At 55.0% G+C, this 13,700-nt stretch carries 10 protein-coding genes and 2 pseudogenes; 6 read left to right on the top strand and 6 right to left on the bottom strand.

All coding sequences use genetic code 11. The features are described from left to right. Positions 1–32: 32 nt before the first annotated feature. Complete coding sequence (locus FDY98_RS18090) at positions 33–1,109, top strand: Ldh family oxidoreductase (protein WP_027956966.1); 1,077 nt, start codon at positions 33–35, stop codon at positions 1,107–1,109. A gap of 64 nt (positions 1,110–1,173) precedes the next feature. After that, on the top strand, positions 1,174–1,896 hold the full coding sequence (nanR, locus tag FDY98_RS18085) for a transcriptional regulator NanR (protein WP_022521913.1): 723 nt from the start codon (positions 1,174–1,176) through the stop codon (positions 1,894–1,896). Positions 1,897–1,952: 56 nt separating this feature from the next. Here nanR and FDY98_RS18080 read toward each other — a convergent pair whose 3' ends face one another. Beyond that, a complete protein-coding gene (locus FDY98_RS18080; protein ID WP_022521914.1) occupies positions 1,953–3,029 on the bottom strand; it encodes a TRAP transporter substrate-binding protein in 1,077 nt (358 codons plus the stop codon). A 327-nt stretch (positions 3,030–3,356) separates the two neighbouring features. Between FDY98_RS18080 and FDY98_RS18075 the strand changes: the two genes are divergently transcribed. The 4 genes from FDY98_RS18075 to FDY98_RS18060 are packed head-to-tail and all read left to right on the top strand — an operon-like array spanning position 3,357 to position 7,909. Beyond that, positions 3,357–5,159: an IlvD/Edd family dehydratase gene (locus tag FDY98_RS18075; RefSeq protein ID WP_009287496.1), complete on the top strand. Its 1,803-nt coding sequence runs from the start codon at positions 3,357–3,359 to the stop codon at positions 5,157–5,159. Between the two features lie 17 nt (positions 5,160–5,176). Further along, positions 5,177–6,121, top strand: coding sequence for a DMT family transporter (locus FDY98_RS18070; protein ID WP_027956965.1), 945 nt, complete (start codon positions 5,177–5,179; stop codon positions 6,119–6,121). A gap of 31 nt (positions 6,122–6,152) precedes the next feature. Next, positions 6,153–6,923, top strand: a complete 771-nt coding sequence (locus tag FDY98_RS18065; RefSeq protein WP_027956964.1) for a FadR/GntR family transcriptional regulator — start codon at positions 6,153–6,155, stop codon at positions 6,921–6,923. A gap of 35 nt (positions 6,924–6,958) precedes the next feature. Beyond that, positions 6,959–7,909 carry a Gfo/Idh/MocA family protein gene (locus tag FDY98_RS18060; protein ID WP_051052052.1) on the top strand — a complete coding sequence of 317 codons (951 nt, stop codon included), beginning with the start codon at positions 6,959–6,961 and terminating at the stop codon, positions 7,907–7,909. A 48-nt stretch (positions 7,910–7,957) separates the two neighbouring features. Here the strand turns inward: FDY98_RS18060 and FDY98_RS18055 are convergent, their stop codons facing one another. From FDY98_RS18055 to FDY98_RS18035, 5 genes and pseudogenes are all read right to left on the bottom strand, one after another. Beyond that, on the bottom strand, positions 7,958–8,878 hold the full coding sequence (locus FDY98_RS18055; RefSeq protein ID WP_340147040.1) for an NAD(P)-dependent oxidoreductase: 921 nt from the start codon (positions 8,876–8,878) through the stop codon (positions 7,958–7,960). Positions 8,879–8,920: 42 nt separating this feature from the next. Beyond that, positions 8,921–9,975 (bottom strand): annotated as a pseudogene (locus tag FDY98_RS18050) (Ldh family oxidoreductase). A gap of 38 nt (positions 9,976–10,013) precedes the next feature. Further along, positions 10,014–10,892 carry an NAD(P)-dependent oxidoreductase gene (locus FDY98_RS18045; RefSeq protein WP_009287500.1) on the bottom strand — a complete coding sequence of 293 codons (879 nt, stop codon included), beginning with the start codon at positions 10,890–10,892 and terminating at the stop codon, positions 10,014–10,016. 131 nt (positions 10,893–11,023) lie between these two features. After that, the gene (locus FDY98_RS18040) at positions 11,024–11,989 is read right to left on the bottom strand and encodes a GntR family transcriptional regulator (protein WP_009287501.1); all 966 of its coding nucleotides are present in this window, start codon (positions 11,987–11,989) and stop codon (positions 11,024–11,026) included. Positions 11,990–12,017: 28 nt separating this feature from the next. Further along, positions 12,018–13,545, bottom strand: a pseudogene (locus FDY98_RS18035) (UxaA family hydrolase). Positions 13,546–13,700: the final 155 nt, after the last annotated feature.

Genomic DNA, 13,700 nt, shown 5'->3' with positions numbered 1-13,700 from the left:
GTAGCCCGACTGAAACCAGGAGCTATCGATTAATGAGAGATACGTCGTCAAATTTTCGCGTCGCTCGCGAAGACCTTGCCCGCTTCATGCAAGCCGTTCTGAAGGCGGCAGGTGCTGATCAGGCATCAGCAAACGCGGTCACTCGCGCGCTGATTACCGCCTCACGTATGGGCACCGACAGCCATGGCCTGCGTCTGCTGCCCCACTATCTGCAGGCGCTCAAGGGCGGGCGGATCAACGGCGCGCCCGACATGCAGTTCCACCAGCGCCTGGCGGCGACCGGTTTTCTGGATGCTGACGACGGGTTGGGGCACCTTGCAGGTTATACCGCCATGGAGCACGCCATGGCGATGGCCGAGACGGTGGGGATGGGCGCCGTCGCGGTGGGCAACTCGTCGCACTTCGGTGCGGCGGGGTGCTATGCGTTGGCAGCGGCTGAGCGCGGTTATCTCGGCATGGCGTTCTGCAATTCGGATCCTTTCGTGCTGTTGCATGAGGGCGCCAAACCCTTTCACGGTACCAACCCCATCGCCTTTGCGGCGCCGGTGGCGGGCGAGTCGCCTTACCTGCTGGATATGGCGACCAGCTCGGTGCCCTGGAATCGCGTGCAGCAGTACGGGGCGATTGGGCGTGAACTGCCAGACCAGGTCGCGGCGGATGCTGCCGGGCAGGTAAGCCGCGTTCCTGGTGAAGTGGCCGCACTGTTACCACTGGGTGGTAGCGGCTTCGGCTTCAAGGGCGCGGGGTTGGGTGGCATGGTTGAGGTTCTGAGTTCGATGCTGTCGGGTATGCAGCATGGCTTTAAGCTGCTGCCCATGGGTGGGCCAGACATGGCGACGCCACGCGGTGTAGGGCACTTCTTCCTGGTCATGCAACCGGATGCGTTTGTGGATGCAGGCACTTTTGCGCAAGGAATGGCCGAGTATCTAGCCGACCTACGCGCCCAGCCTGCTGCACCCAATACCCAGGTAATGGCACCTGGGGATCGCGAATGGCGCTGCCAGGCCCAGCGCGACGCCGAAGGCATTCCGCTCGATTCTGCCAATCAAATCGCCTATGCCGAGATTGCCGAGCAGTACCAAATAGCGCCGCTCTCTCGGCTGGTTTGAAGGATAATGACCAGAAATGCAGTAAAATGGCGGAAAATTCCAGGTTAACCAGGGGTGACTGCCTATGAGCAGATACCGGATCGAGCGTAAAACGCTATCGGAACAGGTCGCTGAGCAGCTTGAGGCGGAGATTCTCGAGGGGCGGCTGAGTGAAAACGATCAACTGCCTTCAGAGAGGGAGTTGATGGAGCAGTTTGGTGTTGGCAGACCCGCGGTGCGTGAAGCACTGTTCCACCTGCAACAGCTAGGACTTATCGCCATCAACAGCGGTACCCGCGCCAGGGTAATTCGTCCCACCGCTGAGGCGGTGATGGCCAGGCTTTCTGGGGTAACCCGACAGCTGCTTTCTAAGCCCGATGGTCAACAGTATTTCCAGGAAGCGCGGGCCATGTTCGAGATATCTTTGGCTCGCTACGCGGCGCGTAATGCCAGTGAAGAGGATCTAGCGAGGCTGCGCGATGCATTAGCGGATAATCGCGATGCAATAGGTGATGAAGCACGCTTTAAACGTTCTGATAATGACTTCCATGGCGTGTTGGCCAGCATTGGTCGTAACCCCATTTTCGATGCTATCCATGTGGCGCTCTCTGAGTGGTTGGACGATCGCCGCGCGCTGGTACTGCAACAGAAGGACGAAGACAAAGCGGCTACCGCTGCGCATACCGAAATCATCGCAGCGATAGAGTCTCGTGACCCAGATGCGGCCGAGGCAGCCATGCGGCGCCACCTCGACCGTCACTACGGCACCTATATGCAGCTTAAAAAGCGCCTCTCGGACGCTTCTTAATTCTCATGCTACCCAATTAATCCTGCCGCCTTTTTTATTCGGCGGCAGGGATGGGATCACTCGGTCATTGTCGATTCAGCAATCTCTTGGAATTCAGTCACGAGATCTTCGCCGATGCGTGGTGCCCACTCTTCGTAAACCGGCTGCACGGCTTCCTGGAAAGCGGCAATCTGCTCGTCATTAAGACGGGTAATTTGCATGCCGCGTTCTTCAAGCTGATCCCGTGCCCAGTCGTCGTACTCGCTGGAAAGCTGGATTTCGTAATCCGCTGCTTGCAGCGCGGCTTCCTGAACAAGTTCCTGATACTCTGGATCGAGGCGATCCCAGGTACGCTGAGAGATCATCTTGATGAAGGGCGTATAAACGTGACGGGTTTCGGAGCCGTAATCCTGCACCTCATAGAAGTTGGAGGTCAGGATGGTGCTCCAAGGGTTTTCCTGGCCATCGACAACGCCTTGTTCCATGGCGGAGAAGAGTTCACCAAATGCCATCGGGGTCGGGTTGGCGCCCAGCGCTTCCCAAATAGCCAGGTGCACTGGGTTCTCCATGGTGCGAATAGACAAGCCACGAACGTCCAGGCCCGCCACATCTTCTGGTGAAGCGACTTCACGAGCACTATTGGAGAGCTGGCGGAAGCCGTTTTCAGAGAATGCCAGGGCTTTTAGACCAGTGCCATCGAAGGCATCAAGCATCTCCTGGGCAGCATCGCTACGCATGGCCTTTATAGCCGCTTCCCGAGTAGGCAGTAGGAAAGGAAGGTCAAAGACTGCCAGCTCCTCGACATAACCTGTGGCGGGTGAAGAGGAAGGGTAGGTCATATCCAGCGTACCGGTTTGCAGCATTTCCATCATCTGCACGTCATCGCCAAGCTGGCTGTTGGGAAAGATATTAACGCTGATACGCCCTTCGCTGCGCTGGTCGAGAATATCCGCAAAGTATTGGCTAGAGATATATTGAGGCGAGCTTTCCGCCAAGCCCAATCCCATGCGCAGAGTGACGCTGCCGTGGTCACCCACGGTGCCGCCCTCTATCTCTGGCGGATCGGAAAGGTCAGGCGTTTGCGCGTAGGCAATGCCTGAGCTGAGCAGTGTAGCGCCGGTCATTAATAGGGTGCGTTTCCAAAGATGGTGCATAGTCGTCACTCTCCTGGCGTGCTGCAGGTCGCTACGCTAAGGGGATATTCCTAGCGAGCTGCAGCGTGGTTGATTGTTGTTGTGTGTAAGCGGCACTCGCTTATAGAGGTGTAAGTGCCGCTCCCTTAGGTGAATGTCTAACGTTTTTGGTATATGTTCAACATATACTTTTGTATGTATCGACGCCGCGGGTAAGAACGCGTACCGTCATGGCAACTCTTCCCTACATTTTAGGAAGCTTTCTTCATCGTTAGTGTTGGTGGGCAGTTTGAGTGCCTAAAGCGCGCCTGCCGACTTGTATATTTACTTTAGGCGTGGAGCGGAACCATGGCCAATTTTCAGCGAATAACTCCTGAGCAGTTGCGTTCACGCTACTGGTTCGATAACCCTGATCACCCCGGAACCACGGCGCTATGTATTGAGCGCTACCTCAATTACGGTATTACTCTGGATGAGCTGACCAGCGGTAAGCCGATCATTGGTATTTGCCAGTCGGGCTCTGATTTAACCCCGTGCAACCGCCACCACATTGACTTGGTCAAGCGGGTTAAAGACGGAATTCGCGCCGCAGGTGGCGTGCCGTTTGAATTTCCCATGCATCCTATTCATGAGAACGTGCGCCGACCCACTGCTGCGCTGGATCGGAACCTCGCTTACTTGGGCATCGTGGAAGTGCTCCATGGCTACCCGCTAGATGGCGTGGTATTGACCACCGGCTGTGATAAAACCACCCCGGCTGCGCTGATGGCCGCGGCAACGGTGAATATTCCGGCCATTGTGCTCTCCGGTGGTCCGATGCTTAACGGCTGGCGTGGCGCCGAGCGGGTGGGCTCAGGCACGATTATCTGGGAGCTTCGCAAGCGGCTGGCAGCTGGGGATATCGACTACGCAGAGTTCCTTTCCCGCGCCAGCGATTCAGCGCCTTCGATAGGCCACTGCAACACCATGGGCACCGCCTCTACCATGAATTCCATGGCGGAAGTCCTGGGCATGAGCCTGCCGGGGTCGGCGGTGATTCCTGCGCCCTATAAAGAGCGCGCAATGGTGGCCTACGACACGGGTACGCGGATTGTCGATATGGTGTGGGAAGACCTGCGCCCGCTGGATATTCTGACCCGGGAAGCGTTTGAGAACGCCATCGTGGCGTGCTCGGCACTGGGCGGTTCATCCAATGCGCCGGTACATATCAATGCGATTGCCCGCCATGCAGGCATTGAGCTGGATAACGATGACTGGCAGCGCCTGGGCCATGAAATTCCACTGCTGGCCAACGTAATGCCTGCCGGTGCTTTCCTGTGCGAAGAGTTCTACCGCGCCGGTGGTGTGCCCGCGATCCTCCATGAGCTACACACTGCCGGTAAGCTGCACGGCGAGGCGCTAACGGTCAATGGCCGCTCCATCGGCGATAATTTGCAGGGCCGTGAAACTCAAGACACTGACGTGATTTGTCGCTATAGCGACCCGTTGGTGGATCATGCGGGCTTCCTCAATCTCAAGGGCAATCTATTCGACTCGGCGCTGATGAAAACCAGCGTGATCTCGCGGGATTTCCGCGAACGCTTCCTGAATGACCCCAATGACCCGGAAGCCTTTGAGGGCAAGGTGGTGGTATTCGATGGCTCCGAGGATTACCACGCCCGCATTGATGATCCAGCGCTCAACATCGACGCTCGTACCATTCTGGTAATGCGCGGTGCTGGCCCGGTAGGCCACCCTGGCGGTGCCGAAGTGGTTAACATGCAGCCGCCGGAGGCGCTGATCAAACAGGGCATCGAATCGCTGCCGTGCCTGGGCGATGGTCGCCAGTCGGGTACTTCCGGCTCACCGTCGATTCTCAATGCCTCCCCGGAAGCCGCTACCGGGGGTGGCTTGGCGCTGCTGGAGAGTGGCGACCGTCTGCGGGTCGATCTCAAGCGCGGTGAGGTGCAGCTGCTGATCGAACCCAGTGAACTGGAAGCCCGCCGGGAGCGTTTAGCCCAGCAGGGCGGTTACCGCTACCCTGGCCACCAGACGCCCTGGCAGGAGATCCAGCGCAGCATGGTCGAACCGCTGGACCGCGGTATGACATTGGAACCCGCCACCAAGTACCGCGATGTGGCTCGCCAGCATCCGCCCAGGGATAATCACTGAAGAGGCGAATACTAAAGATGATTCGTTGGAGTACCTTATCGCATCGCCAGCAGGGACTACTATTGACCGCTGGCGGGGCGCTGATCATGGCCCCGGATGCCCTGCTGATTAAAGTGGCCGATCTGCCCGATGCCGAGATATTGATGTGGCGTGGCTTTCTTTCGGGCTTAGGTTTTCTACTGATCGCCCTGATGCGCTATGGCCGTGGCACGCTGGCAGCCTACCGTCGCTGCGGCTGGACGGGTATCGCCGTGGCGCTGCTGTTCAGCCTGACCACCTGCGGTTTCGTGCTGGGCAACCAGTACACCAAGGCGGGCAACGTACTGATGATACTGGCCAGTTCGCCGTTAATCGCTGCCGTGCTCTCCTGGATCATCCTCAAGGAGCGTCTGCCAAGGCGTACCTGGTTAGCGATATTGCTGTGCATGGTGGGTGTCGCCATGATCGCCCTCGATGACGCGGGCGCAGGTTCTTGGGTCGGAAACGCTTTCGCTTTGATGGCGGCAACGACCCTGGCGATTAACTTTACCCTCTGCCGTACGCGGCCGGGGGTGGATATGAGCCCGATGCTGGTGTTCAACGGCCTTATTGTGGGTAGCACCGCAGGGCTGTTTTGGCTGGCGGGCAGCGAACCAACCCTGCCTGCAGCCAACCAGCTTGCTGTCGTTATCCTGCTCTGCCTGATTATTGTGCCTTGCGGCGTGACGCTACTGCAGCGTGGGCCGCTCTATCTGCCCTCCGCCGAAGTGGGCCTGCTAATACTGCTGGAAGTGGTGATAGGCACGCTGTTGGCCTGGTGGATTCTGGCCGAACAGCCCGCGCCAATGGCCATGGTTGGCGGCGTTCTGGTGCTGGGCACACTGGGTGCTAAAGGCCTCTATGAACGGCGGCTGGAACTGAAACAGCGGGCGGGGCTCGATGCTACGCCGTCGATAACAGTCGACCGGTCAAGTACGGTATGATTGACAGGAATCGAAATAGGGCCTTATCGCAGTGACGTCATCTCCTAGTAAGCCAGTAGCTCGCCCCAGTATTGCCGAACATCTCGCCGAGGAGATCTTTGGTGGGCGCTATCACCCCGGTGACTTAGTACCCCGAGAAATGGATCTATGCGAACGCTTTGCGATCAATCGCTCAGCGGTGCGTAGCGATCTTCGCCAACTGGTCGATGCCGGGATTATTGAGCGGATTTCTGGTCATGGTTCCAAGGTGCGCGAATACTCAGAGTGGCATATTCTTGATGCCCAGGTGACTGACTGGCTGACCCGCTACGCTGCCCCCAACCCGGATATTCAGCGCGAGATTCTTGCCTTCCGTCTGGACGTTGAGCCCTATGTGGCGATGACCGCCGCCAAGCGGGCCAAGGCGCGTGATTTAGTCGCCATCGAAGAAGCCTTTGAAGGGCTAGGGCAGAATCTACGCAATGCCACCTGCGAAGAGGAGCGGCGGCTGCACAGTGAGTGTGATGTCGCTTTTCACGAGGCGATCTTCAAGGCGACCCACAATATTGTCTGGGCGCAGCTATCGCATATCCTGCGACCCTCCATCTACATGCTGATTTCCATGTCCAACGAGAACGCCCCAGATCCTGAAGAGAGCCTGGAGCGTCACCGTCAACTGATGGAGAGCATCCGGCTGCGCCGCCCCCGGGAGGCGTTTTTAGCGTCCCAAGCGGTGTTGGCAGGTACCGCCGCAGCGCTAGGGCTTGAGCACAGCGTTAGCTCATTAGGGCGCAGCGTTGAGCTGCCCCACACCACCCCCTGAACCCATTTTCAATGGTTAAAAACAAAGGCAAGCGTATGTCTGACTTCAACTCTGGCTTTAGCTCTGGCTTTAAGTTCGGCCTAGTGGGCGTGGGTAAAATTGTCCGAGACCAGCACCTTCCTGCCATAGCCGCCACCCCAAACTGCCATCTTGTCGCCACGGCGGATCCTCATGCCTCGCTGCCGGAACTACCCGCCTATCAAGACCTGGAAGCGATGCTAGACGCCCACCCTGAAATCACCGCCGTCTCAATCTGCACGCCGACGCACCTGCGCTACTCCCAGGCGCGGGCAGCGCTGATGCGTGGCAAGCACGTGCTGCTTGAGAAGCCGCCAGGGGCGACGTTAAGCGAAGTGGAGGATTTGATTGCCTGCGCTCAGAAGCAGGGCGTTAGCCTATTTGCCGCCTGGCATTCGCGGTTTGCCCCCGGCGTGGCTCAGGCCCAGCAGTGGTTAGCCGATCGCCAGGTTCAGCGGGTTGAGATCGAGTGGAAAGAGGACGTGCGGGTATGGCATCCAGGCCAGGCGTGGATCTGGCAGCCCGGTGGCATGGGGGTTTTTGACCCCGGTATTAACGCGCTGTCGATTGCGACTGAAATCCTGCCCCAACCGTTCTTTCTGCAACGGGCGCGGCTGCTGGTACCGAGTAACGCGCAAACTCCGATTGCGGCAAAGTTATCCTTTATTGATCCAGAAGGCGCGGCGATCGAGGCCGATTTCGACTTCCTCCAGAGCGGCCCGCCAACCTGGGATATGCATATCGACAGCGATGGCAACCGTCTGAGTCTCACCCAGGGCGGCTGTCGATTGGTCATCGACGATGAACTGATCATTGAAGAGGAGGAGCGCGAGTATCAAGGTTTATATGCGCGCTTTGCCGAGCTGATCGCCAACGGGCACAGCGAGGTGGATGTGGCCCCGCTGCGCCAGGTCGCCGATGCGTTTCTATACGGTCATCGTGAGGCTACCGAAGCGTTTATCGAGTGAAGGCTTTATCTGGAAATATGAGGTAGCCAAGAAGCTATCTTAGTGGCCTTAATCGGATACGATCTTATTGCGTTTTATACAGCTGTCATACGCTTGGGGAACGAAACTATCTTCCCCCACGTCGTCTCGAGCTAACGTAAGAAACTCGCAAAGCGGTGGCAGCATATGGGGGGCTAGCTGATAGGCGTTTAACGTTTCAGTCAGGTAGCGCATATCTTTTTCAGCATTACCAAGACTGAACTGTAACTTTGTGCACTCCTTCTGCAGTACCCACTCCATAACGGGAGCGAGCATCGCGCTGTTGGCTCCCCCTTGTGAGCAAATTTCCAGGAGTTTGTCTTGTGAAACGTCCATGCCAGCCGCCATAGTGGCCGCCTCACTGACTAGGGCAGCAGCCCCTAACGAGAGAAAATTATTAATCAGTTTCAGTTTATGCGCTGAACCAACCTTACCCACATGAAAGATGTTTTCTGCGAAACTTTCCATGACCGGCGTAATACGCGCCACTGTGGAGGCATCGCCACCCACCATGACATTTAGTCGTCCATCTCTGGCTTCACGAGGCGTGCGTGCTAAAGGCGCGTCAACGAGTACCCCCCCTTGATGTTCTACGTTTTTCGCAAGGCGCTCAGTTGATTCGGGATGAGCTGTAGAGCAGTCGACGATAATAAGCCCTTCGTGGCTTCCGGCCATTAAACCGTCAGCCCCGCTGACGATTTCGTTGACCTGTTCGGATGTCTTTACGCAGATAAAAACAATATCACTATTTCTTGCCATCTCTGCGGGAGTGCTAACTTCTGTCGCGCCTTCCTTGCATAGCGCTTCAAGGGGGGATCGATTCCTATGGGCCATCACCGTTAGCGGATAACCGTTACGTACGATATGTCGGCCATTTCCTTGCCCATTAAGCCGAGCCCAATGAATCCGATGCGTTCTTGTTTCATAGTCGCCTCTGATGAGTTGGTTCACCACACCTGAATATCGCCCACTAGACCTTTGCATGAGCGGCTGTTATTGCAGTGCCCGAGGGAAAGTAACCCCCAGACGTTCCGACCAATCGGCTAGAGCTTCGGGAACACCGTCTGGAAGAGGCACGCCCTCCTGCGCATAACGCTTATGGAGGGCAAGTCCGCGCTCGCCAGGAATCCGTACTGGAGGGCTACCTTCCGCAACAGGATTGTTACGGCAAGCATCCACCAAAGCGCCAGTTTCGCGTTTGAAGGCGTCAAGCCCACCAAAGGCTTCGGGATCCATGATCTGTACCATGACCGAGGCACCCCATTGTGCAGGCGCCTGCACACGGCCAAATCCAGCGAGCCCAGACGTTAAGGCTTCCACCATTAGCCCAGCGCATATCCCTTGTGGCCGTGGTCAAGCCCACCAATTGGCATGATGCTCCCCTTAGGCTCATCGAACAGCACGCTAGGTTGATCGGTCGCATTGCCCTGGTGATCCTTAAGCCACGGATACGGCAGTTGGCTGTTTTGTTTGTGAAGTCGGCCGACCATGCCATTAGTGGTAATGGATGTGCTGACATCTAACAGAACCGGGCCTGAAGCCGTCGGATAGCCCACAGCGATAGGGTTAGGGGTGTGGGTCGCTTGCAAACCGCCATACGGGGCAACCGACTTAGTCGCCGGATCGGATGATTCGATCACCACCACGAGGTCTTGATCAGTGGCACGTTTCAGATAGGCTGCCAAGCAGGCGATATGATTTGAGCATCGAATCACGACTGTCCCTGTGCCGCAGGAGCGAGCCATCAATTCGGCGGTTTCCATCGCTTTAATGATCAACCAGGGGCCGGGAAGATAACGACCATCCCATGTCTGCACGGCAGCGCGTTTGGAGATTACCTCATACTCACCTGACACAGGCATCCGGCCAGACTGAATCTCGCCAAGGTAAGGGGATAGTAGCTGAAGCCCGTGAGTCGTGTGTCCCATTAAATCGCCTTCGACGAGTATCTCGGCAACTGCTTGAGCCTTTTCTTCTTCGAGCCCGGCTGCCACAAGTAAAGCGGTGCTGAATTGAGTAATGTCCTGCACGTCGTAATGGTGGCTCATTGTATTTATTCTCCTAAATTTGTTGTTGTCAGGCTCTCTTAATCATTGCGCCGTCTGAGTTGATTGATTAAGGCGCTATGGTCTAACTCGCCATCCCCTTGATCGACGAGCTCTTCAAAAAGTGTGTTGACCAATGACGAAATCGGTAGCTTAAGATGTAGCGTGTCGGCAAAAGCCATCGCGGTCTGGGTATCTTTCAATTGCCATTTCGCTGGCCCACCCGGGGTAAAGTTTTCCTGAATCATACGCTGCCCGTGTATACGCAAAATGGTCGAGTCAGCAAACCCACCTTCAAGCGCACTGAGCATTCGCTCGGGGTTTGCCCCGCCCTGTTCTGCCAATAGTATGGCTTCTGCCACGGTAGCAATGGTGTTGGCCACAATCATTTGATTGGCGAGCTTAGCAAGTTCCCCGCTACCTGCAGGGCCAACATGAACGGGCCTGCCGAGAGATAAGAGAATGGGTTCTACTGCTTTAAAACTTACGGCATCGCCACCCACCATAATGGCCAGCGTGCCGTCGATCGCTCCCTGCTCACCGCCGGAAACCGGCGCATCAAGGTAATTAATCTGGCTCTTGGCGGCTTCTCCTGCTTGACGGCGAGCGGTTTCGACAGGTATTGAACTCATGACAATAAGTGTGGCGTCACGCTGCATGGCATTGAGTAGGCCGCTAGGGCCCAACAGCATTTCATCACACACAGGCCCAGAGCTAAGCATAACGATAACGACATCGCTTTCGGCAACGGCTTCTTCGGGCTTTTCTACGATGGTGGCACCCACCGACTCTAAACGGTTGGCTTTGCTTTTTGTTCGATTCCAGACAAGCACTTGGTGTCCTGCATGTGCCAAGCGTGCTGCCATCGGCGCACCCATAATGCCCGTGCCAATAAATCCGATAGTACGTGACGTTGTCATTATTAGTTCCTCTATCTAGATGAGCCATTGAAGAGAAGGGGCGGTGCGTTTCTATATCTCATGCAAGATTTCAGCTACGTTTCTCAGCTACGTTCCAGCGTGATGGGGCATCCACGTTCGTTATTTGGTTGTTAGCGCAGGTAAAGCGGTATATCGATATCACCTGATTCTCGGAAGTTAATCAGCCGGTCGAGTACCTTGGATTCTGAACGCTCTAAATGGGTTGCCAAGGCTTTGCCTGCTTGCGCAGGTTGTTGCAGGCGCATTTTTTCAAATATCCATAAATGTTCATCGAAGAAAGGATCTTGATCGGGAAGCTTTAATACTCGTCCAAGCAGGTGTTTACTGACTAATAAGATAGGATGCGTGCGCCGGAGCATATTCATGACCTCCTGGTTATCACCTAAACTAACGGCGGCATGATGGAGGTCATTTTCTAACTCATCCAGTAGCTCCCCCTTTATATCAGGATAGCTCTCAGCAGCGTGTTTGAGTTTGGTAATATAGCCTTTAATGGCACTTTCTGGCATATGTTTTGTGGATCGCGCAATCATATAAGGTTCTAATTGGCGACGTGCTTCATAAAGATTATGTAACCGCTGATCATTCAGAGGCACCACGCTCCAGCTATTATATTTAATCTTCTCGACTAAACCGATAGACTGTAAATAGAGCAAGATTTGGTGAGTGACTGTGCGGCTGACATTAAGCGTTTTGGAAAGCTGCAGCTCATTGAGTTCAAACGCACCCTTAATCGAACATAAAACGATGTCATGCTCAACGCTGTCGATATGCGCCCGCCAAGAAACGATACGGTCTACTTTTGGGGCATGGCCAAGTTGTTTGAAATCATGCTCACTGAGCGCACGTCGCACTACCTCACCTGGCGATGCGCCTACTAAATAGCCGCGCCCCTCAAAACGGCAGATATACTGCTCTTCGTGCAACCGGCTTAATGTTTGCCGAACGGGCGAGCGGCTAATACCAAACAGCTCCGCTATATTTCCCTCAAGCAGTACTAAACCGGGTTCAAGACGTTTCCCAACAATACTCTGCTTAAGAGCCGTGTAGAGTTGGTCGCGCAGCGTTTTTGTCATAGTCAGTTAATGGCTCTCTAATGGAAATTTAGGTGACGGCACCTACCAGCCAGGGAACGAATTCATTATTACCGTAACCCAATGATTCGCTGGCGCTCATATCACCTGAAGCGATGGCAATAATGCGCTCAAAAATCTGCTCTCCAACACTTTCTACACTGTCAGTGCCATCAACAATAACGCCACAGTTTATATCCATGTCTTCATGCATTTTCTCATACATGGAGGTATTCGTTGCGAGCTTAAGGCAGGGGGCGGGTTTGAAGCCTGAGACTGAACCTCGCCCAGTGGTAAAGCAGACTACGTTAGAACCGGAGGCGATTTGACCCGTGACCGAAATCGGGTCATAGCCAGGGCTATCCATAAAGTTAAAACCGCGCGTGGTCATCTTCTCAGCATACAGCAGCACGTCGTTAAGGCTCGACGTTCCGCCTTTAGCTACTGCGCCCAATGATTTCTCAAGGATAGTTGATAGCCCACCCGCTTTATTGCCTGGGGAAGGGTTGTTGTTTAGCTCAGCGCCATTTATCTCAGTGTAATGTTTCCACCAGGTAATCCGGTCGAGTAGTTTCTGGGCGACGTTCTCATTAATGGAGCGGTCTATCAGGAGGTTTTCAGCGCCATAGATTTCGGGGGTTTCGGCGAGTATAACGCTGCCACCATGTTGCACGATAAGGTCGGCGGCATGGCCCAAAGCTGGGTTCGCGGTAATACCTGAGTAGCCGTCTGACCCGCCACACTGCAATGCAACCACTAAGTGCTCAAGGGGCGCAGGTGCACGCTGCTGTTGGCCGTGTTGGGTGGCCATTTGCATGATGTGATCACAGGCCGTTTTGATGCTAGTGCGTGTCCCTCCCGCGTCTTGAATATTAAAGTAAGCCAGCCGCGAGGCATCTTCCAACCCCTTTCTTTTGACTAATGTTTTGACCTGGTTGGTCTCACAACCCAGGCCAATGATGAGTACAAAAGCAAAGTTGGGGTGCTGGGCATACCCTGCGATAACACGCTCAAGAAAGGCAAAACCTTCTGAGTCAGTATTCATGGCGCAACCAGAACCATGGGTAATGGCCACTACACCATCGAACCCCATTTGGCTTAATTCCCAGACTGATTGAGCGCGTCCGCAGCGGCTTTAGCCACCGTGGCAGAACAGTTCACGGTAGAGAGAATACCAATATAGTTACGCGTTCCCACGCTACCATCAGCCCGTTGGTAGCCTTGAAACGTCCGTGAATGGCTAACGGTGACGGTTTTTTGATGGGGCTGAAAATCTTCCAATGAAGAACTAAGTTCAATCATGGTGAGGTTGTGGGTGTGCACATGCTCACCAGGATTAATATCCCGTGCAGCCAGCCCAATCAGTTGGCCATATTTAAAAACGGCCTCACCATTTTTGATAGGCGTGAGCGCAACTTTATGCCCGCATCAATATTTTCTTGAGCAAGCGTGCCCTTTTTATCAATGGGTATATCTTTTGGAACTGCTTTTGAGGCAACGCCTACGTTATCCCGCGGATTGAGATGAATAATAACTGACGGGGAATTAATGAGATTCATCGTTTACCTCAAGCTGATTATTGGGCTTTTGTTGCAAGGGTCAGGCGCAAGCTTAAAAGCGATCATTGTGGGTGCACTCTAGCAAGCCGGCCGCGTACGTCGATTAGACTATTGTTCTATATAATGTTCATTGAGCGCAATGGTCATCTAGTCTA

Source organism: Halomonas sp. PA16-9 (assembly GCF_009728585.1).
Taxonomy (GTDB): domain Bacteria; phylum Pseudomonadota; class Gammaproteobacteria; order Pseudomonadales; family Halomonadaceae; genus Vreelandella; species Vreelandella titanicae.
This window is presented reverse-complemented; position numbering and strand designations above follow the sequence as displayed.